This window comes from Xanthobacter sp. YC-JY1 (assembly GCF_021730305.1).
GTDB classification, from domain to species: domain Bacteria; phylum Pseudomonadota; class Alphaproteobacteria; order Rhizobiales; family Xanthobacteraceae; genus Xanthobacter; species Xanthobacter flavus.
This window is the reverse complement of sequence record NZ_CP032674.1, coordinates 641,201-661,195: the sequence shown is the minus strand read 5'-3', so window position 1 is coordinate 661,195 and position 19,995 is coordinate 641,201. Positions and strand designations below refer to the sequence as shown.

General features: G+C 65.9%; 21 protein-coding genes. 3 read left to right on the top strand and 18 right to left on the bottom strand.

Annotated elements, in window-relative coordinates; all coding sequences use genetic code 11:
• Nucleotides 1-33: 33 nt before the first annotated feature.
• From D7006_RS03120 to D7006_RS03060, 13 genes are all read right to left on the bottom strand, one after another.
• Nucleotides 34-579 (bottom strand): S26 family signal peptidase, encoded by a 546-nt coding sequence (locus D7006_RS03120; RefSeq protein ID WP_237355513.1) that lies wholly within the window; start codon nt 577-579, stop codon nt 34-36.
• Nucleotides 576-1,094, bottom strand: coding sequence for a DUF2840 domain-containing protein (locus D7006_RS03115; RefSeq protein WP_237355512.1), 519 nt, complete (start codon nt 1,092-1,094; stop codon nt 576-578). The genes D7006_RS03120 and D7006_RS03115 overlap by 4 nt, the downstream gene beginning before the upstream one ends.
• Nucleotides 1,091-1,345, bottom strand: coding sequence for a hypothetical protein (locus D7006_RS03110; protein ID WP_237355511.1), 255 nt, complete (start codon nt 1,343-1,345; stop codon nt 1,091-1,093). Before D7006_RS03110 ends, D7006_RS03115 begins: the two co-directional genes overlap by 4 nt.
• The gene (gene parA / locus D7006_RS03105) at nt 1,342-1,980 is read right to left on the bottom strand and encodes a ParA family partition ATPase (RefSeq protein ID WP_237355510.1); all 639 of its coding nucleotides are present in this window, start codon (nt 1,978-1,980) and stop codon (nt 1,342-1,344) included. Before parA ends, D7006_RS03110 begins: the two co-directional genes overlap by 4 nt.
• Before the next feature lie 208 nt (nt 1,981-2,188).
• Nucleotides 2,189-3,076 (bottom strand): replication initiator protein A, encoded by an 888-nt coding sequence (locus D7006_RS03100; protein WP_237355509.1) that lies wholly within the window; start codon nt 3,074-3,076, stop codon nt 2,189-2,191.
• Between the two features lie 11 nt (nt 3,077-3,087).
• The gene (locus tag D7006_RS03095) at nt 3,088-3,369 is read right to left on the bottom strand and encodes an AlpA family transcriptional regulator (protein ID WP_237355508.1); all 282 of its coding nucleotides are present in this window, start codon (nt 3,367-3,369) and stop codon (nt 3,088-3,090) included.
• Between the two features lie 125 nt (nt 3,370-3,494).
• Nucleotides 3,495-3,935: a DUF2285 domain-containing protein gene (locus tag D7006_RS03090; protein WP_237356840.1), complete on the bottom strand. Its 441-nt coding sequence runs from the start codon at nt 3,933-3,935 to the stop codon at nt 3,495-3,497.
• A 10-nt stretch (nt 3,936-3,945) separates the two neighbouring features.
• Nucleotides 3,946-4,260, bottom strand: coding sequence for a transcriptional regulator domain-containing protein (locus tag D7006_RS03085; protein WP_237355507.1), 315 nt, complete (start codon nt 4,258-4,260; stop codon nt 3,946-3,948).
• A gap of 119 nt (nt 4,261-4,379) precedes the next feature.
• Nucleotides 4,380-4,643 carry a DNA -binding domain-containing protein gene (locus D7006_RS03080; protein ID WP_237355506.1) on the bottom strand — a complete coding sequence of 88 codons (264 nt, stop codon included), beginning with the start codon at nt 4,641-4,643 and terminating at the stop codon, nt 4,380-4,382.
• Nucleotides 4,644-4,763: 120 nt separating this feature from the next.
• Nucleotides 4,764-5,006, bottom strand: coding sequence for a helix-turn-helix transcriptional regulator (locus D7006_RS03075; protein ID WP_151040953.1), 243 nt, complete (start codon nt 5,004-5,006; stop codon nt 4,764-4,766).
• A 184-nt stretch (nt 5,007-5,190) separates the two neighbouring features.
• A complete protein-coding gene (locus tag D7006_RS03070; RefSeq protein ID WP_091740156.1) occupies nt 5,191-5,514 on the bottom strand; it encodes a DUF736 domain-containing protein in 324 nt (107 codons plus the stop codon).
• Nucleotides 5,515-6,080: 566 nt separating this feature from the next.
• Nucleotides 6,081-6,524, bottom strand: a complete 444-nt coding sequence (locus D7006_RS03065) for a hypothetical protein (RefSeq protein ID WP_237355505.1) — start codon at nt 6,522-6,524, stop codon at nt 6,081-6,083.
• A gap of 142 nt (nt 6,525-6,666) precedes the next feature.
• Entirely contained in the window at nt 6,667-6,834 is a 168-nt protein-coding gene (locus D7006_RS03060) for a hypothetical protein (RefSeq protein ID WP_237355504.1), read from the bottom strand.
• Between the two features lie 365 nt (nt 6,835-7,199).
• Between D7006_RS03060 and D7006_RS03055 the strand changes: the two genes are divergently transcribed.
• Entirely contained in the window at nt 7,200-7,892 is a 693-nt protein-coding gene (locus D7006_RS03055; RefSeq protein WP_237355503.1) for a hypothetical protein, read from the top strand.
• 6 nt (nt 7,893-7,898) lie between these two features.
• Here D7006_RS03055 and D7006_RS03050 read toward each other — a convergent pair whose 3' ends face one another.
• The 5 genes from D7006_RS03050 to D7006_RS03030 all read right to left on the bottom strand — a co-directional run bounded on the left by D7006_RS03050 (nt 7,899) and on the right by D7006_RS03030 (nt 18,191).
• Nucleotides 7,899-8,834, bottom strand: a complete 936-nt coding sequence (locus D7006_RS03050) for a DUF2493 domain-containing protein (RefSeq protein WP_237355502.1) — start codon at nt 8,832-8,834, stop codon at nt 7,899-7,901.
• A gap of 316 nt (nt 8,835-9,150) precedes the next feature.
• Nucleotides 9,151-10,197, bottom strand: a complete 1,047-nt coding sequence (locus D7006_RS03045) for a toprim domain-containing protein (RefSeq protein WP_237355501.1) — start codon at nt 10,195-10,197, stop codon at nt 9,151-9,153.
• Nucleotides 10,197-14,549: a strawberry notch family protein gene (locus D7006_RS03040; protein ID WP_237355500.1), complete on the bottom strand. Its 4,353-nt coding sequence runs from the start codon at nt 14,547-14,549 to the stop codon at nt 10,197-10,199. The genes D7006_RS03045 and D7006_RS03040 overlap by 1 nt, the downstream gene beginning before the upstream one ends.
• Nucleotides 14,550-14,692: 143 nt before the next feature.
• Nucleotides 14,693-16,822, bottom strand: a complete 2,130-nt coding sequence (locus D7006_RS03035) for a ParB/RepB/Spo0J family partition protein (RefSeq protein ID WP_237355499.1) — start codon at nt 16,820-16,822, stop codon at nt 14,693-14,695.
• Nucleotides 16,823-16,997: 175 nt separating this feature from the next.
• The gene (locus D7006_RS03030) at nt 16,998-18,191 is read right to left on the bottom strand and encodes a DUF932 domain-containing protein (RefSeq protein WP_237355498.1); all 1,194 of its coding nucleotides are present in this window, start codon (nt 18,189-18,191) and stop codon (nt 16,998-17,000) included.
• A 384-nt stretch (nt 18,192-18,575) separates the two neighbouring features.
• Here D7006_RS03030 and D7006_RS03025 point away from each other — a divergent pair, with 384 nt between their 5' ends.
• Both D7006_RS03025 and D7006_RS03020 read left to right on the top strand, forming a co-directional pair.
• Nucleotides 18,576-18,779 (top strand): ribbon-helix-helix domain-containing protein, encoded by a 204-nt coding sequence (locus tag D7006_RS03025; RefSeq protein ID WP_237355497.1) that lies wholly within the window; start codon nt 18,576-18,578, stop codon nt 18,777-18,779.
• Nucleotides 18,766-19,935 carry a DNA cytosine methyltransferase gene (locus D7006_RS03020; RefSeq protein WP_237355496.1) on the top strand — a complete coding sequence of 390 codons (1,170 nt, stop codon included), beginning with the start codon at nt 18,766-18,768 and terminating at the stop codon, nt 19,933-19,935. The genes D7006_RS03025 and D7006_RS03020 overlap by 14 nt, the downstream gene beginning before the upstream one ends.
• Nucleotides 19,936-19,995 lie beyond the last annotated feature (60 nt).

Here is a 19,995-nt window from a genome sequence, read left to right as displayed (position 1 = left end):
TGATGTGCGGTGAGATTGGGAATGGGCACGTCGTCACCGCGTCGGCGCGCGCCAGACGAAGCGGCCATCGCCGTCCTCGTCGGTGTAGAGAGGGATGGCCCGGCCGATGACGGCGGAGGCGGGGAGCGGCCCGAAGTAGCGGCCGTCTAGGCTGTCGCGGACTTCCCAGTTCATCAGGAACAGTTCGCCCTCCGCGACGACGCGGCAGCCCTGCCAGACGGGCAGCGGATTGCCGCGACGATCGCGATCGAGCGCATCGCCCATCGGCACAGCGTCAACGGTGATGGCGAGGCCGGTCCTGCAAACCCGTTGGCCAGGAAGCGCGACGACGTGCTTGATCAGCGGCACGCCGCGCGGCAAATAACCGCCCTCGGCGAGGAAGCTTGCGAGCGGCTCGGGCGCGCGCACGGCGACCAGATCGGTGACTTCCGGGGACGGGTCTGGCGCGACGGCGTAGAGGCCGATCGGCGTGCTGGCCGACGCATTCCAGATCAGCTTCGGCGCGAAGGACACGAGCGACAGGATGCCGAGCAACGACACTGCGGCCGTCGTGGTGATGGCGTAGCCGAGCCGGGTCATGCGCCGATCCTCCGCGCCAGGAGGAAGGCCCGATGGCGCTGCATCGTGTAGGCGCGCGGCGTCTCGCCGACGGCCAGGCGGTTGTGAACGTGTCGCCAATGATCGGGCGCGACATCGATGGGATCGATGCCGATGGCCTCGATCGCGTCGATGAGCTGGAGCATGCGCTCCACCTTCGGCCAGCCATCGACACGCAGCAGGATGTCGCCGCCGGGCGTTACGGTCGGGATCGTCTGGCAGGCTTCGCCGGCACCCACCGCGCGCAGAATGTCGAGGCGGGAGAGCACGGTTCCGTGCTCGTTCGCAGCCCAGCGCACCAGCGCGAAGGTCGTGCCGGGAGGGAAGAAGAGGATACGGCGACGGCGGTCGAGGACCTGTTCGCGGACCTCGCGGCCGAAACGGATCCAGTGCTCGATCTGCTTCTCGATCCAGACGAGTTCGACCTGGGTGAGATCCTCCGGCGGTGCGTGTAGGGCGCGGCCGGCGCGCGCGGATGCGGCGGCAAGGCCGGTCATGGGGCGTCTCCTTGGGATGGTGGGAATTCGCGCTCGAACAGCGCGCGGAGCATGTCGGCGACAGTCTGGCCGCGCTGGAAAGCGGCGATCTTGATCCGGCCGCGCATGTCGGCGGTGACGTCGATCGTGAGCCTGGCAGTGAAGTCGGCGGCGGCCTCCGCGCGCGGCGACGGACGGTCTGGCGCCTTGACCCAGCTTTCCGGATCGGCCGGACGGGCCGCGAAGCTGCGTTTCGGGGACCGCTCGCTCATGCCCCGATTTCCATCACTTCGGCGGCGAGCGCGGCGATCTCCCGCGCGGCCGGCGATGTCTCGTCCTGCTCGGCCGCGAGCCGCCCGGTCTGCACGACATCAGCGAAAGCGATGCGCTGACCAATGGTGGTCAGGAGCGGCGGCGGATCGTGCTCCGCCAGCGTTTCAGCGGTTTCGCGGGCGAGGATCGTGCGGGCCGCACAGCGGTTCAGCACGAACCGCGCCTTGAGCTCCGGTCGATAGATCCGCGCTTCGCCGAGCAGCGTCAGCATCTCGGCCGACGCCCAACCGTCGAGTGGGGACGGCTGCACCGGGATCAGCACAAGATCGGCGGCGAGCAGCGCCGAACGCATCAGACCAGCGACACGCGGCGGTCCGTCGATGACGACATGATCGACGTCGCGAGCCAGCTCCGGCGCTTCGCGGTGGAGCGTGTCGCGCGCCAGGCCGACGACACCGAACAGCCGCTTCAATCCCTCCCGGCTGCGCTGCTGCGACCAGTCCAGCGCTGAGCCTTGGGGATCGGCATCGATCAGCGTGACGCGCTGCCCATGCCGAGCCCATTCGCCGGCGAGATGGAGGGCGAGCGTCGTCTTCCCGACACCGCCCTTCTGGTTGAGGAACGCGACGATCATGACGGTCTCCCGGCGATCGGGGACTCGTCCACAGCGGCCGAAAAAGCCGGTTCCGTTAGAAAGATTCCGTAGGAATCTAGGTTAGATAAGTTACGGGGCTCGCAAGCTGCTGATTCAGCGCGATGAATCGGCGATTTCGGTCCCCGATAGCACGAGAGTCCGGTCCCCGATGGCACGATAGAGCCGGTCCCTGATAGCACGAGATGATTCACAGCTTATCCCCAGGGCGAGTTGTCGAGCGGCGACGGCGGCGCGGGATGCCGAGCGCGTCGGGATCGGTGGGTACGAAGGACAGGATTTCGGGACCGCCGACGCATTGCTCGATGGTCAGGCGATAGCCCGGCAACGGCTGGCGGCGGACAATGTCGCGTAGGTCGTAGGCGAAGTGTTTGAGCGGCGAGAGGCTGCCGGACTTGGCATGGAGGTGGGGGAAGTCGAAGCTCCAGCCGAACTCTTGGCGACCGCCGTGCTTGCGCACCAGGCGGTAAAGCCAGCGCTCAAGACCACCGGTGAGATCGAAGTATTTGCGGTCGATCGTCAGTACGAGCGCGTCGTCGAGGACGGCGCCGTAAAACCAGTCGGGGAGGATCAGCTCGAGGCCAAGCGGGCGGCCGCGGTGATCGGCGCGCTCCTTCCATTCGTTGATCCAGGAGAAGCGGTGCATCCGCCGCTCGGTCGGCTGACGGATTGAGGTCGCGACCGTGGTCGATTGTAGCCGGTCGAGCGCGGCCTTCAGGCGGTCGTAGTCGCGAAGCGACACGCCGCGGCCGATGAAGTTCAGAATTTCATAGGGGGTGGTGGCCATCAGGCGCGACGGACGCAGGCCGACATCGCGTGCTTCAACGATCTGGGAGGCGGCCCAGATGAGGACATCGGCGTCCCAGATGGTCGCCATGCCGTGCTCGGGGACGGCTTCGACACGGATCTTCACCGAGCCCGCCTTGAAGTCGATCGGCGTCAGGCGCTTCGACTTGGCGAGCGAGAAGAACGGATAGGCCATGAGGTCCTGCGCGTCGCGCGGCGCGAGATCGCCGGGCAGCGCCCGGAACAGATCGAGCTGCGCGCGCTCCTCGCGATGGTGGGGGTGGAACGACATGGCCGGTCGTCTCAGCGCGGCTGGCGGCCGGCGAAGCGGCGATCCGAGGGCTCCTGCCGCTTGGCGGGAAGCACCGTGCCGCGCGGATCGGAGGTGGAGCTGACGAGGCCGCGATTGGCCCAGGTCTGGAGATCGTCGATAGCATAGACGACTCGGCCGCCGAGCTTCCGATAGGCCGGGCCGGTGCCGTAGGTGCGGTGCTTCTCAAGCGTGCGCTCGGACAGTCCGAGGAAGCGGGCAGCTTCCTGCGTGCGCAGGTAGCGTGGCGGGATGCCGGCGGTCGTATCGGCCATTGTCGAGCCTCCGTGGTCTCGTTGGGGGCCGCTGCCGTCAGGCGGCGGTTCGAGAGCACGGTGGCGTGAAGGCGGTGGGTCGGACGATGTCGAAGATAGACGCTATAATCGACACCCGAGCGGTGTCAGCGATCCCGGCGTGGGCGGCGCAGCAATGTGCGGTAGCCGCCGCGAACGAGCTTCATGCCGTCGCGGGCGAGGCGGATGGTGATTTCCCGGATGGGGTCGCCGACCCAGGACGCTGCGTCGATTCTGTGCTGAGGGAAGAGATGCTCGGCGACGACGCGGTAGATGGCGCCGGCGTGTCGCGCGTCGATGGCGCGCAGCATCTGCTGTGCCCGCTGGTGTCGTTGCGGCGTCAAGCGTGGATCGGCCGGTACTGGCCGACCTGTTGCAGCCGCCCAGAACCGCCCCAGCGCGGTTAGGCGATCCGGTGTGAGTTCATCGAGAGGGATGACGGCGGCGAGCGCCCGGTCCTCGATCGGACCGGCAAGAGTGACGTCGAAGCGCGCTCCCCGCATATCCAGCCGAAGCAGCGCGGCTTCCCGTTGAAGGACAGCATGAATCCGCAGATCGTCAACGGTGAGATGCGATCCGTCGGACGGAGCCGGGCCGGTTTTGAGGATGATCGCCGCCGGATCGGTTTGCGGTGTCCAGAAGATCGGCTGGGCGAGAGCTGTGATGCGTGGGTCGGCTGCGAAAAGACAACCCCCATTGCTCGGCGAACGACGTCGCCGTTTCATCGCTCAGTCGCCTGGAGGACAGTAGTTCCTGAAAGGCGATCCTGTAATCCGGGTTGCGCCGCAGGAATTCCCAGGCGAGATCGCTTGTCGTGAGTTGATCGATATATTCATAGGCGGCCTCGGACCGCCAACTCTCTTCCTCGGACATCCTCTGCCGCCTCCGCGTAATTGTTAAGCAACGCGAGTGTTGTGGCTGGCACGATTCCAAGTTGAGTCGGTGCGGGGAAGAACGAAGTGGGGTCAACGTGATGCAGGTTCTGCATCACCTCAGTGCAGACGGGGGCCGAGAAGCTCGCCGTAGCCGCTTGTCGTCATCCATTTTGCGCGGGCGAGATGGGCGGTGTGGATGCGCGCGGCCCGCTCTGGTTCGGCTTCGGGACAGATTCCGAACAGCGTTTCGACGACTGCTTTCCAGTCCGCACCTTCGGCGTCTGCATCGAGAAGGCGCAGGTATAGCTTCAGATGAGCACGGTCATAGGCCGTGAGTGCTGCGCCGCCAGGCGGCTGGTCCAGAAAGTCTTCTATGGTCACCGCATCCCCCGACAACAGATGTATCCATTTTGAAGGGGATTGTTAACGATGTTTTGAATGCATTGCGTCCCGGCAGCGCCGTCGCGTGAAGGCCGGTCGGTGTGGGCATGCGCCCCTATGTCAGGCTTCTCTCTTTGCATCGACCAGCATCAACCCCACGCCTTGGTCGGAGTTGAGGAAGACAATCCCGCCACGTTCGAAGGCGCGCCTGACCTCATCCCGCGTCGACTCGTACACCTCGAGGCCGCTTGCGGATTCGAGGCGCTTGAGCGCGGTCAGTGATACTCGGGCCTTGTCAGCGAGCGTCTCCTGCGTCCAACCCAGCAACGCGCGTGCGGCCCGCGATTGTCGGGCGGTGATCATGCATGATCACCTCCCACTCAGACCTACGCGCACGCCAGAACTACGACTATTATAGTCGTCCTGGTGTCGTCTGACTACCCAAAAGCTACTGCTGGGGCATTGCCGGGGCGTCTTCGGCGAGAACTGATTCGGTCGCCTCGGTGCCGAAGGCCCCGGCCTGTTCGGCCGGGACCTTGCGCGGGCCTCAGTCGCCGCGCCGCCCGTTGGGGCGGGACCAGATCAGCGAGAAGCTCTCGTCCTCGTCGTCGAAGAGGTTGGCGTAGATCGGGGCGTTGAAGCTCGGATCGTCCAGCTTGAGGCCCAGATAGTCGCGGCCTTCGTTGGAGCGCTTGGACCAGGCGGCGCCGATCTCCGCGCGGCCGACCAGAACCCGGTGGCTGGGGGCGTTCTCGCCAGTGGCACGCTGGTCGGGGACGATGCGCACGCCCTTGGCCTGGACGCTGAGGGTGACGATTTCGCCGGTGAATTCGTTCGAGCCGGTCTTCTTGAAGGTGCCGATGGTCGCCATTGTAAATCTCCGTTTTCCGTTCCCGAGCCCGCACCATTGCGGCCTCGATGGCGATCGGTTGGCCGGAGGCGATCGACGGCGCACCCCGCAGGGGCCTGACAGCCAAGGAGGACTTTCTTGTCTCGCGAGGAATGGCGGCGCAGCCGGCAGGGGAAGAAAGTTCGACGCCGCTGTTGCGTCATAGGCGATCGAGGCGCAGCCGACCTTCGGCCAGATCAGGCCATTGAAGAGGCCGGTTGGAGCGGTCTAGGCACGGTCAGAAAACGGAGAAGATGGCGGCCGTCCCGCACCGGCAGACCGGCGTCACGGCAATGCTCACCGGCTTCGTCCCCTCCCGGCAGGGCATCGTTCGGCATCCTGACCCTCCACCACCAACTGGGAGATCGCCGCACCGGATCTTGGTTGTGCCGCCGAGATATGGTCCTGCCACGGCAGCGCTCTAACGAGGGCCGCTTCCCGGGCCTCAGCGTCAATCCGCACCCCACGCTTCAATCCCAACGGTCTCAGACGATGTGGGCGGCCGTCGCCCACCCCTGATCTGGCCTTCGCAACGGCGATGACACAGGTTAGGTCCGCGCCAGGTCCCGGCCGGACGGGCCCGTGGCCGCCGCCATTCCCGCGATCCGCACGAGGGCGGTGATGCCGACCGCGACCGCGCCGATGACGGAGAAGATGATCTGCCAGGTGTCGGACGGCATGGCGTGTTTCACGATGCCATGCGTCGCGTGATAGCCGGCAAGCGCCGCGGGCGCGACGAAGGCGAGTGCGATCGCGAGGCGTATCCAGAGCGGACGGATGAAGGCGAGCAGGAACTGCCCGAGCCCCAGCGTCACTGCGGCGACGACGAGGCCGACGATGATCGCGCCGAGCCAGCCGGCGCCGGTCTGGTAGGCCCATGTCCCGGCGCTGACGCCTGCAAAGAACGGCAGCGCGAAGACAGCTAGAGTGAACAAGAGCCAGCATAGTCCGCCAATAGCGGCGATGCTGACGATGATGCCAAGGAACATCATGACGGTGGTCTCCGTGAGAAAGGTCTGACGGTTGCGCCTCCACCACCACCACGGCGCGTTGCTAGTATAGCCGAAGAGGAGGCGGGACGGGAGCGGAAATCCCGAGGGATTTCCGCTTGCGGCCGTGACGCCTTGCCCTCGATCAGCGGGCGAAGGGATCGACCTCGTGAACGATGGCGGCGGATTCGCCGTCATATTCGCCGGCGGGCATGACGCCCATGGTGCCGTCGCCGGCCTGGAAGATGACGATCGAGACCATGAGGGTGGCGGCGAGGCTGAAGGCGAAGGCGTGAGCTTGCTTGAGGGACATCTGACCGGCTCCTGTCTTGGAGGCGGGAGACCATCTCCCGCGCGACAGGCGCCCGATGTGTCCGGCCGATGGCCGCAATCACCGCGAAGGCGAAGCCGCAGCGGCGGCATGCTCGCATAGCCGACCCTTCACGGGTTGATGGCGTCAGGCCCTCGGCTGGATCAAGGATCAGCGCATTGGAAGCGGGGGATGGTGTCTCGTTTTGACCGGGTGCTAGGACTGTCCCTCAACAGTTGCACTGCGTTGGATTCGAGCCTCGTGCTGGTCGTCCGCGTCGGAAGGCAGGAGGACGCGAGCGAGCGATGGCAGCAGCCGGATTTTACATACCCGACGGTAACGAGGCGCTCCGGGACGATATCCCTGCCGTGGTCGAACTGATCGAACGAACAGCCCGCTGGGTCCATCCGGAGACGTTCCGCCGCCTGCCGGTATGGGCGCCGCATACGGCTCGCGGTCGTCCGCTCTATGACTCTGTCTGGGCGCGCCGGTACACGAATACCAAAAAGGCAACGAAGATCACCGCTGAGAAATTCGAGGGCAATGTCGCCGCGCTCAACGCGCTAGTGGCCGCGCTCGGCGTCGCGGCTCCAAAACCGAAGAATTGGACCGTCTGCCACATATGGGGATACGACGATCCGTCGTTCGCGCAGCAAAGCAGCGTGGTACAAGACCCGCGCTACTTCTCCTGCGTCGCGAATATGGTGTGGCTGCCGACGCCGCTGAAAGGCTTCACGGACACGCTGCCGGAGATCAAGGCCATGTTGCGGGTCTGCGCTTTCCATCTCTATGGCTGGGCTTGCGAGCACCCATCGGTTGCCGAGCAATCCGAGAAGGTCAAGAAAGGCTGGATCCCCGTAGGCTATCCAAAGACGTGGCCACGTCCGGAGCAGCGAGAGATTCTGCCGCCTGGGACAGCACCGTTCAGCGAACAAATCGAGCGCGAAATTGCGAAGCGCAAGAACAAGATGAAGGCCGACCTCGCGAATGCTGCGTTCTTGCACTATCCCAAAGAGGAGGTGCTTTCCGTCCTGAGGTTTTGGGGCATCGACCTGGAGTGACGGCGCTCACGCGCCGCCTCCCTTCGGGCGGAAATCGAACAGTGGGATGCCGAGCTTCCTCGCCTTGTCGGCGAGATTGTCCTGGATGCCGGTGCCGGGGAAGATGATGACCCCGATCGGCAGGACGTCCAGCATCTGATCGTTGCGCTTGAACGGTGCGGCCTTGGCGTGTTTCGACCAGTCGGGTGCGAAGCCGACCTGCGGCACCTTGCGGGCGTCGGCCCATTTGGCCGCGATCTTCTCGGCGCCCTTGGGCGACTTGCCGTGCAGCAGGACCATGTCGGGGTGCTTGGCGTGGACCTGATCGAGCTTGGCCCAGATCAGGTGGTGATCGTTGAAGTCGAGCCCGCCGGTGAAGGCGATCTTCGGACCTGCGGGGAGCAGCACCTGATTGTCGGCGCGCTTCTTGGCGGCGAGGAAGTCCCGGCTGTCGATCATCGCCGAGGTCAGGTTGCGATGGTTGACCATCGATCCGGAGCGCGGTCGCCAGTTCGAGCCGGTGTGGCGCTCAAAGTGTTCGGCGGCCTGGTCGCGCATCAGCTCGAAAGCGTTGCGGCGTTCGATCATGGTCTGGCCTTCCGCCGTCAGGCGTTCCAGCTCGACGGCCTTCACTTCGCTGCCATCCTGTTCGCGCTGGCCGCGACGCTGCGCCTGTTCGTTGTCGTCCAGCTCGCGCTCGATCCGTTCGTTGGCCCGGTGGAAGACGTTGACGGTCGACCAGAGGAGATCGTCGAGGTCGGGCTCGAGGCGGGTGTCTTCCAGGGTGGCGATCAGGGCGTCGAAGATGTCGGCGATGGCGCCGGCGACATGGTCGCCCTCTGGAAGCGGTCGGGGATCGGGCTCATCCGCGAAGGGACGGTAGCCGTAAAGCTGGAGTTCGCTCAGGACATGGTCGGTGGGTGAAGAGGCGTGGTGCGGTTCGTGATCGTCGTGCTCGCTCATCGGGATGCTCCGTCGGTTCGACCGCGACCCTCGCGGCCTTCATGGCGACGAAAGCCGGCGGGCGGTTCGGACCTGCACCCGCAGCGAAGCGGAGGGCCGGAGCACAGCGGAGGATGGCGAAGGCGGGCTATTTTGTTTCGCGATGGAAAGCGGCCCTCGGCCGCGCCGGAAAATAGTCCGCCGCAGACATTGCGGGTCCGGGCCGTTTGCTGGCCGATCGCCCTCTCGAAGGCCGGGGGCGCGGTACTCTCCGACATCAAGATCATCCGAGCGATGCCGACGGCGGCGCTCCCGCCGTCTGCATTCTCCTGTCGGCCTATGCCGCAAGCTGCATAAAGCGTGCGACATCCTGTGGCGCGATCTGCACCCGGGCCGCTGCCCGGAGGCTATCCAGCCCCGCTAGGCGGAGATCCTCGTTGAAGTCGCCCAATCTCGGAGACATCACGACCGCCTCGATCCCGGCTGCGTTCGCCCGTTCGATCAACGTCGCCATTGCACCGTCGCCTGCCGGATCGTTGTCGCGGGCGATGTAGAGCCGGCGCAGCGTGTCGGGGAACAGGATGGCCGAGAGATGTGCCGCCGAGAGCGCCGCCGCCATCGGCATAGTGGGCAGCGCCATCCTGAGCGACAGCATCGTCTCGATACCTTCGCCGGCCGCCATCACCTCGCCCGCCACGCCAAAGCGAACGGCGTGCCCCAGGAGGTCGCCCATTGCCCGTCTCGGCGTGTCGATCGGGGCCTTGTCCGATCCGTCAGGGGCGAGCCAGGTGCGATGCGCGCCGGTCTGACGCCCGTCGAGATCGGTGACCGATGCGATCATCGCTGGCCAGGTCTCGGTCGGAGAGTGCTCGTCAGGCCGGTAATAGCAGCGGGCATGGAAGCGCAGGCTGCCGGTTCCGTGCAAATCCGTAATGCCGCGTGTGCGCAGATACGTCTTTACGAGTGTGCCTGTAATCGGCTGCGCCATGGCAAAGAGCCGCCGTGCCGCTTCCGGTGATCCTGATGGCGCCGGTGACTTGCGCTCACCACCATGCGGACGATCCGGTTCGGGATGCGGCATCGACAGGAATGTGCGCGCCTCGTCGGCGACGTCCTTGAAGTCCACCAGGCCGCAGCTTTCGCGGATAACATCGAGGAGATCGCCATGCTCGCCGGTGGCGGCGTCCGTCCATTTGCCGGCGGCGCCCTTGCCGGTCTCGCCACCCTTCAGCCGCACGAACATCGAGCGACCCGGCGTGTTGCGCACATCGCCGACCAGCCAGTAGCGGCCCTCGCGATGCCCGGCGGAAAGATAATGACGGCACACCGCCTCGGCCTGCCGGCCGAGACGGATCGCCAGTTCTGAGGCGTCGTGCCGTGCCATCACGCCGCCTCCCGCTCACTGACGCGCTCGACGGGAAAGCGCTCGAGCACCTTGGTCAGGATCGCGGGGCCGGTCGCATCGGTCGGCACGAACATCCGCAGCTTCCACGAGATGATCTCGTGAAACAGCCCATAGGCGCGCAGGCGATCGCGCATGGCGTCGGTGAAGCCCGATAGCTCGATGCGGTTGGCGCCCATGACCCGGACACGGCGAAGCTGAAGACCCTCAGTGAGGTCGAGGATGGTCTTGCCGTCCATCAGCGCCATGAAGGCGTCGTCCGGCGTCAGGGTCGATGTGCCGTTGGCGAGCGCGCCGGCGACCCAGGCCGGGGAGACGCGGCGACCGACGATGCGCTCGCCGTCGTCGGTCTGGAGCCGATAGACCCGCGTCGACTCGTTCGGCAGCCGCTTCCAGATCGGTAGCAACAGCCCGCTGACGACATGGATGGTGCTCTCGGCAAACTCTTGCACCTCGGTCAGCTCGGCGTTCCATGCCGCGGTGAAGCCGGTTCGGTCCGCGTCGATCCAGTGGGTCTCGTCCATCATCCTGATGGGAAAGTTGTGCGCCTCCATCGGCCGGATCAGGCGGACACGCCGTTCGATCTCGCCATCGTCCAGCATGATGCTGGTGGTCGGGATCTGCACGGCGGCGCGGCCTGAGCGCTCGTTGATCAGCAGTCTGGCGCGTGGATCGTCGAGATGGTCGAGCGCCTCGGCCAGCATCACCGGCCGGTTGCGCTGGCGCTGGGTGATGGTCAGCAGCCGGGCTTCGGCCCCCGTGCTGGGATGGATATGGATGGTCCGGCGATCGGTGACGATGAAGCTTTCGGCCTGCAGCGTCTCCAGCCCGACGTCATAGCTGCCTGATGCGATGGCGCCTTCGATCTTGGCGTTCAGCAGTTGCTCGAACGCCGTGAACAGGACGCCCTGGAGTTCGATGGTCAGCGCCAGCAGCCGGTTGAGGAAGGTGGTGATCGGCGGCAGCTCGTCCTTGATGCCGGTGGAATCGGTCAGCGACAGGCCGGTGGCGTCCTCGAACATCTGGAGCGAGCAGCCGTCGACCTTGCCCCGCACCAGCAGCAGGTAGAGCTGCCGCAGCGCGTCGCGAGCGTAATGGCTTTCGAGGTTGTCCTCGGGCCGGAACAGGCCTTGGCCGCCCGTCTGGCGCTGGCCGCGCGTGATGGCGCCCAGCGTGTCGAGGCGGCGGGCGATGGTCGACAGGAACCGCTTTTCCGCCTTCACGTTCGTCGAGATCGGCCGGAACAGCGGCGGCTGGGCCTGGTTGGTCCGGTTGGTGCGACCCAGGCCTTGAATGGCGGCGTCGGCCTTCCAGCCCGGCTCCAGCAGATAGTGGACGCGCAGCCGCTGGTTCCGCGCCGACAGATCGGCGTGATAGCTGCGCCCCGTGCCGCCGGCGTCGGAGAAGATCAGGATGCGCTTCTGATCGTCCATGAAGCCTTGAGTCTCGGCGAGATTGGCCGACCCTGCACGGTTCTCGACGGCGAGGCGATCGATGCCGCCGGGGCTGGTCCTGCGGACGATGCGGCGCGAGCGTCCGGTCACCTCCGCCACGACATCGGTGCCGAAGTGCTGGACGATCTGGTCGAGCGCCCCGGGGACCGGGGGCAGCGAGGCGAGTCTCTCGATCAGACGGTCGCGGCGGGCGACGGCGTCGCGGCTCTCGACAGGCTGGCCGTCTCGGAACACCGGCCGCGACGACAGATTGCCCTCGCTGTCGGTGAAGGGCTCGTAGAGCTGCACCGGGAAGGAATGGGCGAGATAATCCAGAACGTATTCACGAGGGGTGATGTCGACCCGGACGTCGTTCCATTCCTCGGTCGGGATCTCGGCGAGACGACGCTCCATCGGGGCTTCGCCGGTCGACACGATCTGGATCACGGCGGCATGACCGTCGGTCAGGTCCTGTTCGATCGACCGGATCAAGGTCGGCGTCTTCATCGACGTCAGCAGATGCCCGAAGAAGCGCTGTTTGGCGGATTCGAAGGCTGAGCGGGCGGCGGACTTGGTCTGCCGGTTCAGCGTCCCGCTGTCGCCGGTGATGTTGGCGGCCTGCATCGCCGCGTCAAGATTGTTATGGATGACGGCGAAGGCGCCAGCATAGGCGTCGTAGATGCGCGTCTGCTCGGGGGTAAGCTGATGCTCGAGCAGCTCGTATTCAACACCATCATAGGAGAGCGACCGCGCAGTGTAGAGGCCGAGCGAACGCAGGTCGCGGGCCAGCACTTCCATCGCCGCGACGCCGCCGTCCTCGATCGCCTCGACGAATTCGGCGCGGGTCGAGAACGGGAAATCCTCACCGCCCCAGAGACCGAGGCGCTGGGCATAGGCGAGATTGTGAACCGTGGTCGCGCCGGTCGCCGAGACATAGACGATGCGCGCATTCGGCAGGGCGTGCTGGAGACGCAGGCCCGCACGGCCCTGCTGCGAGGCGGCGACGTCGCCGCGTTCGCCCTTGCCGCCTGCGGCGTTCTGCATGGCATGGCTTTCGTCGAAGATGATCACTCCATCGAAATCGGAGCCCAACCATTCGACGATCTGCTTGACGCGCGAAAGCTTCTCGGCCCGATCGTCGGACCTTAGCGTGGCATAGGTGGTGAATAGGACGCCTTGCGACAGGCGGATGTCCTTGCCCTGCGGGAAGCGGGACAGCGGCGTGACCAGCAGGCGTTCCATGCCGAGCGCTGACCAGTCGCGCTGGGCGTCTTCCAGCAGCTTGTCGGATTTGGAGATCCACACCGCCTTGCGACGGCCCTGCATCCAGTTGTCGAGGATGATGCCGGCCGACTGGCGGCCCTTGCCGGCGCCGGTGCCGTCACCGAGCATGAAGCCTCGGCGGAAGCGCACGGCGTTGGGGGCGTCATCGGGCGCGGCCGAGACGATGTCGAAGGTCTCGTCGAGCGTCCAAGAACCGGCGAGGAAATCGGAATGCGCCTCGCCGGCGTAGATGACGGTTTCGAGCTGTGCGTCGGAGAGAAGCCCGTCGGTGACGATGTTGGCGGGCAGGCGCGGCCGATAGCTCGGTTTGGGCGGCGCGACCGAGGCCATCGCCACGGATTGAACCAGCTTGGTCGGGTGAGCCTGAGCGCCGGGAATACGGATCGCCTGCAATCCGTATTCTTCATAGAGGGCGTCGGTGATCCGGCCATCTTCGGCAGGCGTCCAGTCCACGGTGTCATAGGCGAGTTCGACGCCTTCGGGCTCGGTGACGGTGCGGGCCGGTGAGGACGCGGCGGCGCGGGCGACATAACCGCGAACGGTCCGCGGAGCCTGCGCGGGCGAAACCATGGCGACGCCCACGGCTGGATCGACAGGCAGCCGCGCGGGAACGTATTCACCGATCCAGGCGATGAGTGTTGCGACATCGGGCGCGACGCCAGGGGGCGCCGGAAACGCCGCCGCATCATCGGCCGGCGCCTTGTCGATGACGGTCAGGCGAGTGTCGATCGTCGTGCCGTGCTTGGCGTAGACCGCGCCGTCGATCGCGGCGGTGAAGACGACGCGGCCCTGTTCCTGCAGGCGCGTGAACGCGGCCCGCCATGCCGGCGCGTCCGGCGCGAAGCTGGCCCCGGTGATCGCCACCAAGCGACCGCCGTCGGCCAGGCGCGCGAGCGCCGAGGCGACATGGCGATAGGCGGCGTCGGCCATCCGGCCCGTGACGTTCGCCATGACCGAGAACGGCGGGTTCATCAGGATGACGCTGGGCACGATGCGCGCGTCGAGATGATCGTCGATCTGGGCCGCGTCGAAGCGGGTGACGGGGATGGCCGGAAAGAGGGACGACAGAAGGTCGGCCCGGTTGTCGGCCAGCTCGTTCAGGACGAGCGTGCCCCCGGCGATCTCGGCCAGAACAGCGAGAAGGCCGGTGCCGGCGGACGGCTCCAACACACGATCGGCAGGCTCGATAGCCGCAGCGGTCAGCGCGGCGACGCCGAGCGGAAGCGGCGTCGAGAACTGCTGGAAGGACTGGCTTTCCTCCGATCGCCGTGTGTGGGTGGGAAGAAGGTTGGCGACCTTTGCCAGCATCGGCAGGGCTGCGGCCGGGGACCCGGCTTTTCGGAAAAGCGCGTTTCCGTATTTGCGCAGGAACAGAACCGTTGCGACTTCGCATGCCTCGTAGGCCGACTTCCAGTCCCAGGCGCCGGTCGTGTCGGAGGCGCCAAACGCAGCTTCCATGGCGGCGCGCAGGATCGGCGCGTCGATGCGCTGGCCGTGTTCGAGATGGGGAAGCAGTCGCTGCGCGGCATGGAAAATCGCGGCAGAAGGATCGGAAACATGGCCGAGGGGAAGCGGCGCGGCCAGCGGAGCTGCCGCGGATGCGGGGATCATCGTCATGGGAAGAACCTCGGAGAGCGGATCGGGACGAACCGGCGGCGCTCTCTCTCGACCAGACCGGCTCGACACGTCCCGGCCAACCTCTCACTCTGACGCGGGCATGCAGGAAGGTGCGGGGCGGCCGAAACCGCCCCGCAAGCCCATCATTCGGCGGCGATCAGGTGACCTTCGTCGTCCTCGGCGACGGCCGGGACTTCCTCTTCGTCATCGGTGCTGAGGAATTCCGGCAGCGTCGCGCCGTCCTCCTCGCCGTCGGTGCCCGCCGCGCGTTCGATGTCGGCGAGACGCAGCGGCTCGGGAAGCCAGCCGGTGTCGGCCAGCAGACGCTCGGCTTCCTTGGCCATGTCACCCTTCTTCAGGTGGTCGATGAGCTGCGCCGACGCCTCGCCCTTAGCTTCCCGTACCGCTTCGAGGATGCGGGGCTTGGTCACCCGGCTGAGATAGTTGTCGACGGTCGGGCGCCATCCCGCGTCCGCCATGTCGAGACCGACGGCGTGCGCGATCCGGTCGGCCTGCTTCAGGCGACGTTCGAGCCCGTGCTGAGAGATGCCAGAGCCGCCATAACGGTCGACCTTCTCGGAGAGCGCATTGACGCCGTAGGAGACGCAATGCGCCAACAGGGCGGTCCGACTGGCGTCGTCGAGATCGACCAGCCAGTCCCACAGGGCATCCTCGTCCTGCGGGATGTCGGCCTCCCAGCCTTCCTGCCGTTCCGCCACCGACTTGGCGGACGTGCTGTCCTTCAGGTCGGCGGCCTGGGCGGAGAAGAAGACGTGGCGGACCGACACCTCCAGGCACCCGCCGGACGACCAGGTGCGGTGGAAGGTGTCGAGCACCAGCTTGTGCAGCAGCGCCGTAATGGCGACGTGCGGGTTGCCGGCCAGCGCATCCCGCAGCGCAAGTGTGCGGTGGGCCGTCAGCTCGCTGACCAGGCGTTCGGGCAGCGGCTTGACGACATCGTCCTCCTCATCCTCCGCTTCGGGCTTGCCGCCGATGGTGATGACCGCTCGCATCGGCTGCGCGTTCGGCGCGTCGCCCTCGGTCTCGCCGTCGCCGTCGTCGTCGGTCTGGGGCTCGATCGACGCTTCGTCCTCGGGACGGACATAGCCGCGCTCGATGGTCAGTCGACCGGAGCTGTCGATGCTGACGAAGGCGCCTGCGCGCGCGATCTCGGCCGGATCGTAGAGGGTCGGCCGGTTCTGGAAGGCGGCGATCGCCGTCTCGATTTCCTCGAGCCGCAGATCGACCGCCTCCGGCAGGTCCTCGCCATCGTCATGCTCGGCGTAGAGCCGATCCAGCTCCTCGGTCAGGGCCTCGTAGGCGGCCTGCTCGTCGGCGGAGAGTTCGGGGCGTTCGCCCGTGATCCGGCGCAGGCCGGTGGTGTGGCCGTAGGGAAAGTCCAGCGCGGCTTCGATCCAGCGCCAGCCTTCGGCCGCGATCTCCTCGGCCGCTGCGCCGAGCTTCGCGGTGGCGAGGCTGTCGAGCAGCGCCGGATCCTGCAGCCACCCGCCGTCGTCGGCCTGGAACAGGTCGCGCAGCGTTGCGCCGCCGGCCGCCTCATAGGCTTCGATGCCGACGAACTGCGCACGCCGATCGGAAGCGCGGACAGCGCCCTCGGTCAACATGCGGCGAATCTCATAGGGCTGACGGCTGTAGGAGCGCTGGATGGTCTCCCAGACCTCCATCTGCCGTGCATGGTCATGCGACACCGTGAAGGCCATGAGCTGGTCGAGCGCGATGCCGTCCTCGGCATAAACCTCGAGCAGCGCCGGGGCGACCGAGGCGAGCCGCAGGCGCTGACGGACCACGGCCGGGGTGACGTAGAAGCGGGCGGCGATATCCTCCTCGCCGATGCCGCGCCCGATCAGCGCCTGGAAGGCCTTGAATTGGTCGAGCGGATGGAGCGCCTCGCGGTGGACGTTCTCCGCCAAGCTGTCCTCCTCAGCCGGGATCGCGGAGGCCGCATCGCGGACGTTGCAGGGGACTGGTGCGGTCTTCGCGAGACGCTTGGCCTTGACCAGCAGTTCGAGCGCCCGGAACCGGCGACCGCCGGCCGGAACCTCGAAGATGCCGGTTTCCACGCCCTCGCCATCCAGCACAGGGCGGACGTTGAGGTTCTGAAGAAGACCACGGTGGCCGATATCCTCGGCCAGTTCCGGGATCGAGACGCCGGCCTTGGTCTTGCGGACGTTGGCCTGGCTGAGGATGAGCTTGTTGAAGGGGATGTCGCGACGCTCGCCAAGGGACGCGATCTTCTGAACGGCGGTTGCCATGTCGGGATACTCCATGACGGGCGGCCGAAAGACTCTCTCTCAACCTCCAACCCGTCACGAAGCGAAGCGCCGCCCTCTTCCTCTAAAGGGGGCAGCGCCACGGACCGGCAAACCGGAAAGACACGGATGCGCAAAGCCGGAGACACGGAAAACTGTATCCCCGGCTTCACGGAAATCAGGCCGCCCGGTCGAGCAGCTTCTTCGCCTTGGCTTCCATGTCGAGGCGGGCGTCCTGATGCGGCTTGTCGCGCGCGACGGCGGTGATGCCCTGTACGAAATCGAAGATGGACTCCGGCGGGCGACCTTCCTCGGCCAGTACCCTGTCGATGATCTTTCCGGTCTCGGCCTTGGAGAAACCACGACGACGCAGGAAGTCGGTGCGGTCCTCGTCGCTGCGCGCCACGATCCGCTCGCGGGCCGCCTTGATACCGTTGACGAAGGGCAGGGGCGAGGAGTTCGCGAAGTTCAACAGTGCCGGGGCCGCCTCATGCGCAAACCGATTGGCGGCGTATTTGCTGTGGCGGATGGTGATCTCCTCGAATTCCTCCACGCCCCAGAGATTTCGATTCTGGCAAACCGCGCGCAGATAGAAGCTCGCCATGCCAAGGGTCTTGGCGCCGACCTCGGAGTTCCAGCAGTAGAAGCCCCGAAAGTAGAGATCCGGCGAGCCGTCCGGCAAGCGGCCGGCCTCGATCGGATTCAGGTCGTCGACGAGGAACAGGAAGACGTCGCGATCGGAGGCATAGAGCGTCGTCGTGTCCTTGGTGATGTCGACGCGAGGATTGTAAATGCCGGTCGACCAGTCGAGCACGCCCGGCACCTTCCAGCGGGTGTCGCCCGTGCCGTTGCCGGCGATGCGCTGCACGGCTTCCACGAGTTCTACGTCGAATATCCTCCCATAGTCCGGCCCGGTGACGGCGCGCAGTTCCGTGCGGCCATCGTCGGTTTCCAGCGTCTTGATCTGCTCGGCCCGGTTGGAGGTCAGGCCATATTGCAGATTGATGGCTGCGAGCGCGGCGGGGAGTTGGCGTAGATAGGCGGCGGGTGCGCCGACAAGACTGGCGAGCTGGCCGAAGGACCAGTGTGTCGGCGCAATGGCCGTGTCGGTGCCTGGCAGGATTAACGCCAGCCGCTCCGGGTCGCTCCGGTTCGCCTCCACATGGATGAGGGCGCTCTCCACCACGCGGGTCCGGCTGCGATCGGCGCGATCGCGGACCGAGCGCGCCAGTTCGGAGAGTGAGAGGTAGCGTTCGTCGGCGGGACGCGAGAACCACTCCGACGAGACGCGGCCGACCCGCTCGCCGCGACTGACATCCACCTTGTAACCGCCGGTCGTGTCACGGCGGGCATCGAGAACTTGCATGTTCATGGACCAATCTCCACGACGGGCGCGGGAGCCTCTCTCCCACCTATTCACCCGTCACGGAAAACCGGTCCGCACTCTCACTCTCCGGGGCGTTGCGGGGGTCCCCCGCAGAAGGGGTCGCCCGAGACCTCGGCTCGGGCGTAGGGGAAGACGTTCCCCTCTTAGGCCCGCCATTCTGGCCACGAAGCGAAGCTCTCGGCGTTTTGTTCTTTATTTGTTCTCGTATTTTTGGTATAGCTTGGGCTTCTGACCGCGTCGCGGGTCGGGGTACGACAACCTCAGGCGGCGTACCCGCAGTGGGTAAGATTGGTTTGTGGTTGAAAAATTAGTGATTCGGCTTCAAAGTGCCCGCGCCGCGGAATGCCGCGGATTGCCGCGGAGGCCGGTTTGGGCAAAGACGGTCGGGATGCCGAGCGTGTAACTACAACGCTGACGCGGACGCAGAAGGCGGAGCTTGATCGCCTTGCGAAAGCGCAGGGCGTGAAAGTTGCTTGGCTGGTCCGTCGCGCAGTCGAGAGATTTTTGGAAGAATCCGCAGGCGGGCCGATGCTGCCGCTGGATCAAAAAGGGGGCGAAGATGCAAAGCGCTGAACTCTTCGCCGGCTGTGGGGGCCTGGCGCTCGGAATGTCGCGAGCGGGCTTTCGCCACCAGCACATGGCGGAGTTCGATCGGGATGCCGTTGCGACGGTCCTGCATAACAAGACCAAGGGCGTCGAGCACGTTCGCGATTGGCCGATGGGTCTTCAGGACGTCCGGGAAATTGACTGGAAGAAGCTGACCTCGCTCGATTTGGTCTCAGGTGGCCCCCCATGCCAGCCGTTCGGAATTGGCGGTAAGAAGCAGGGTCAGGACGACGACCGCGACATGTGGCCGGAAGCCATCCGAGCGGTGCGTGAGGCAATGCCTCGATCGTTTCTCTTCGAGAATGTCAGGAATCTCGCGGGTCCCCGTTTCCGCCCTTACCTTGAATGGATTGTCTCGCATCTGGAGCGGCCTGGGCTGATCCGGAAGCCGGGCGAGTCGCACGCGGCGCATCGCGCGCGGCTCGTGGCGTCGAAGACGCGAAAGGAATTCCAAGTTGTCTGGCAACTTGTGAACGCCGCCGACTACGGCGCGGCTCAGATTAGGCATCGCGTATTGATTTTTGGCATCAGAAGCGATCTCGATGTTCTTCCGACACACATGACACCGACGCATAGCCGCGACCGGCTTCTCTGGGAGCAGTACGTCACGGGTGAGTATTGGACCCGACACGGGCTGAAGAAAGGGCGCACGCCCATTCTTCAGCAAGATCGCGCGCGGGTTGAGCGCTTGAAGCTGGCTGGTATCGCACCGGCTGGCGCTGCTTGGGTAACTCTTCGTGACGCGTTGAAGGGCCTCGGCGAACCGAACGGGAAACGCAACCACGTCCTTCAAGTCGGCGCGCGGGTGTATCCGGGCCATACTGGTAGTCCCCTAGATCTTCCCGCGAAGGCGTTGAAGGCCGGCGATCACGGTGTTCCTGGCGGCGAAAATATGATGGTTCGCGACGACGGATCGGTTCGCTACTTCACCACCCGGGAGGCCGCGCGCCTGGTAGGCTTGCCGGATGATTACGAGTTTCCACGGTCGTGGACCGAAAGTATGCGCCAGCTAGGCAACGCTGTCCCGGCTCCTCTGGGAACCGCAGCTGGTGGATGGCTGGCGGCACAGCTCGACAGTGGAAAGGTCAGCGGGCGTCTGGTCCCCGTGCGTCGCGCGGCGTAGTTTGTCTTTAATTTCAGCCGGAGGGCGAGTCGCGGCCGTTAGACCTCGTTCGGCTACCGA

Bases quoted from the DNA above. Each gene is read 5' to 3' on its own strand.
- D7006_RS03120 (WP_237355513.1), bottom strand. From the start codon at position 579: ATGACCCGGCTCGGCTACGCCATCACCACGACGGCCGCAGTGTCGTTG.
- D7006_RS03070 (WP_091740156.1), bottom strand. From the start codon at position 5,514: ATGGCGACCATCGGCACCTTCAAGAAGACCGGCTCGAACGAATTCACC.
- D7006_RS03040 (WP_237355500.1), bottom strand. From the start codon at position 14,549: ATGACGATGATCCCCGCATCCGCGGCAGCTCCGCTGGCCGCGCCGCTT.
- D7006_RS03060 (WP_237355504.1), bottom strand. From the start codon at position 6,834: ATGTCCCTCAAGCAAGCTCACGCCTTCGCCTTCAGCCTCGCCGCCACC.
- D7006_RS03020 (WP_237355496.1), top strand. From the start codon at position 18,766: ATGCAAAGCGCTGAACTCTTCGCCGGCTGTGGGGGCCTGGCGCTCGGA.
- D7006_RS03100 (WP_237355509.1), bottom strand. From the start codon at position 3,076: ATGTCGTTCCACCCCCACCATCGCGAGGAGCGCGCGCAGCTCGATCTG.
- D7006_RS03110 (WP_237355511.1), bottom strand. From the start codon at position 1,345: ATGAGCGAGCGGTCCCCGAAACGCAGCTTCGCGGCCCGTCCGGCCGAT.
- D7006_RS03050 (WP_237355502.1), bottom strand. From the start codon at position 8,834: ATGAGCGAGCACGACGATCACGAACCGCACCACGCCTCTTCACCCACC.
- D7006_RS03065 (WP_237355505.1), bottom strand. From the start codon at position 6,524: ATGATGTTCCTTGGCATCATCGTCAGCATCGCCGCTATTGGCGGACTA.
- D7006_RS03030 (WP_237355498.1), bottom strand. From the start codon at position 18,191: ATGAACATGCAAGTTCTCGATGCCCGCCGTGACACGACCGGCGGTTAC.
- D7006_RS03045 (WP_237355501.1), bottom strand. From the start codon at position 10,197: ATGGCACGGCACGACGCCTCAGAACTGGCGATCCGTCTCGGCCGGCAG.
- D7006_RS03115 (WP_237355512.1), bottom strand. From the start codon at position 1,094: ATGACCGGCCTTGCCGCCGCATCCGCGCGCGCCGGCCGCGCCCTACAC.
- D7006_RS03085 (WP_237355507.1), bottom strand. From the start codon at position 4,260: ATGTCCGAGGAAGAGAGTTGGCGGTCCGAGGCCGCCTATGAATATATC.
- D7006_RS03075 (WP_151040953.1), bottom strand. From the start codon at position 5,006: ATGATCACCGCCCGACAATCGCGGGCCGCACGCGCGTTGCTGGGTTGG.
- D7006_RS03095 (WP_237355508.1), bottom strand. From the start codon at position 3,369: ATGGCCGATACGACCGCCGGCATCCCGCCACGCTACCTGCGCACGCAG.
- parA (WP_237355510.1), bottom strand. From the start codon at position 1,980: ATGATCGTCGCGTTCCTCAACCAGAAGGGCGGTGTCGGGAAGACGACG.
- D7006_RS03035 (WP_237355499.1), bottom strand. From the start codon at position 16,822: ATGGCAACCGCCGTTCAGAAGATCGCGTCCCTTGGCGAGCGTCGCGAC.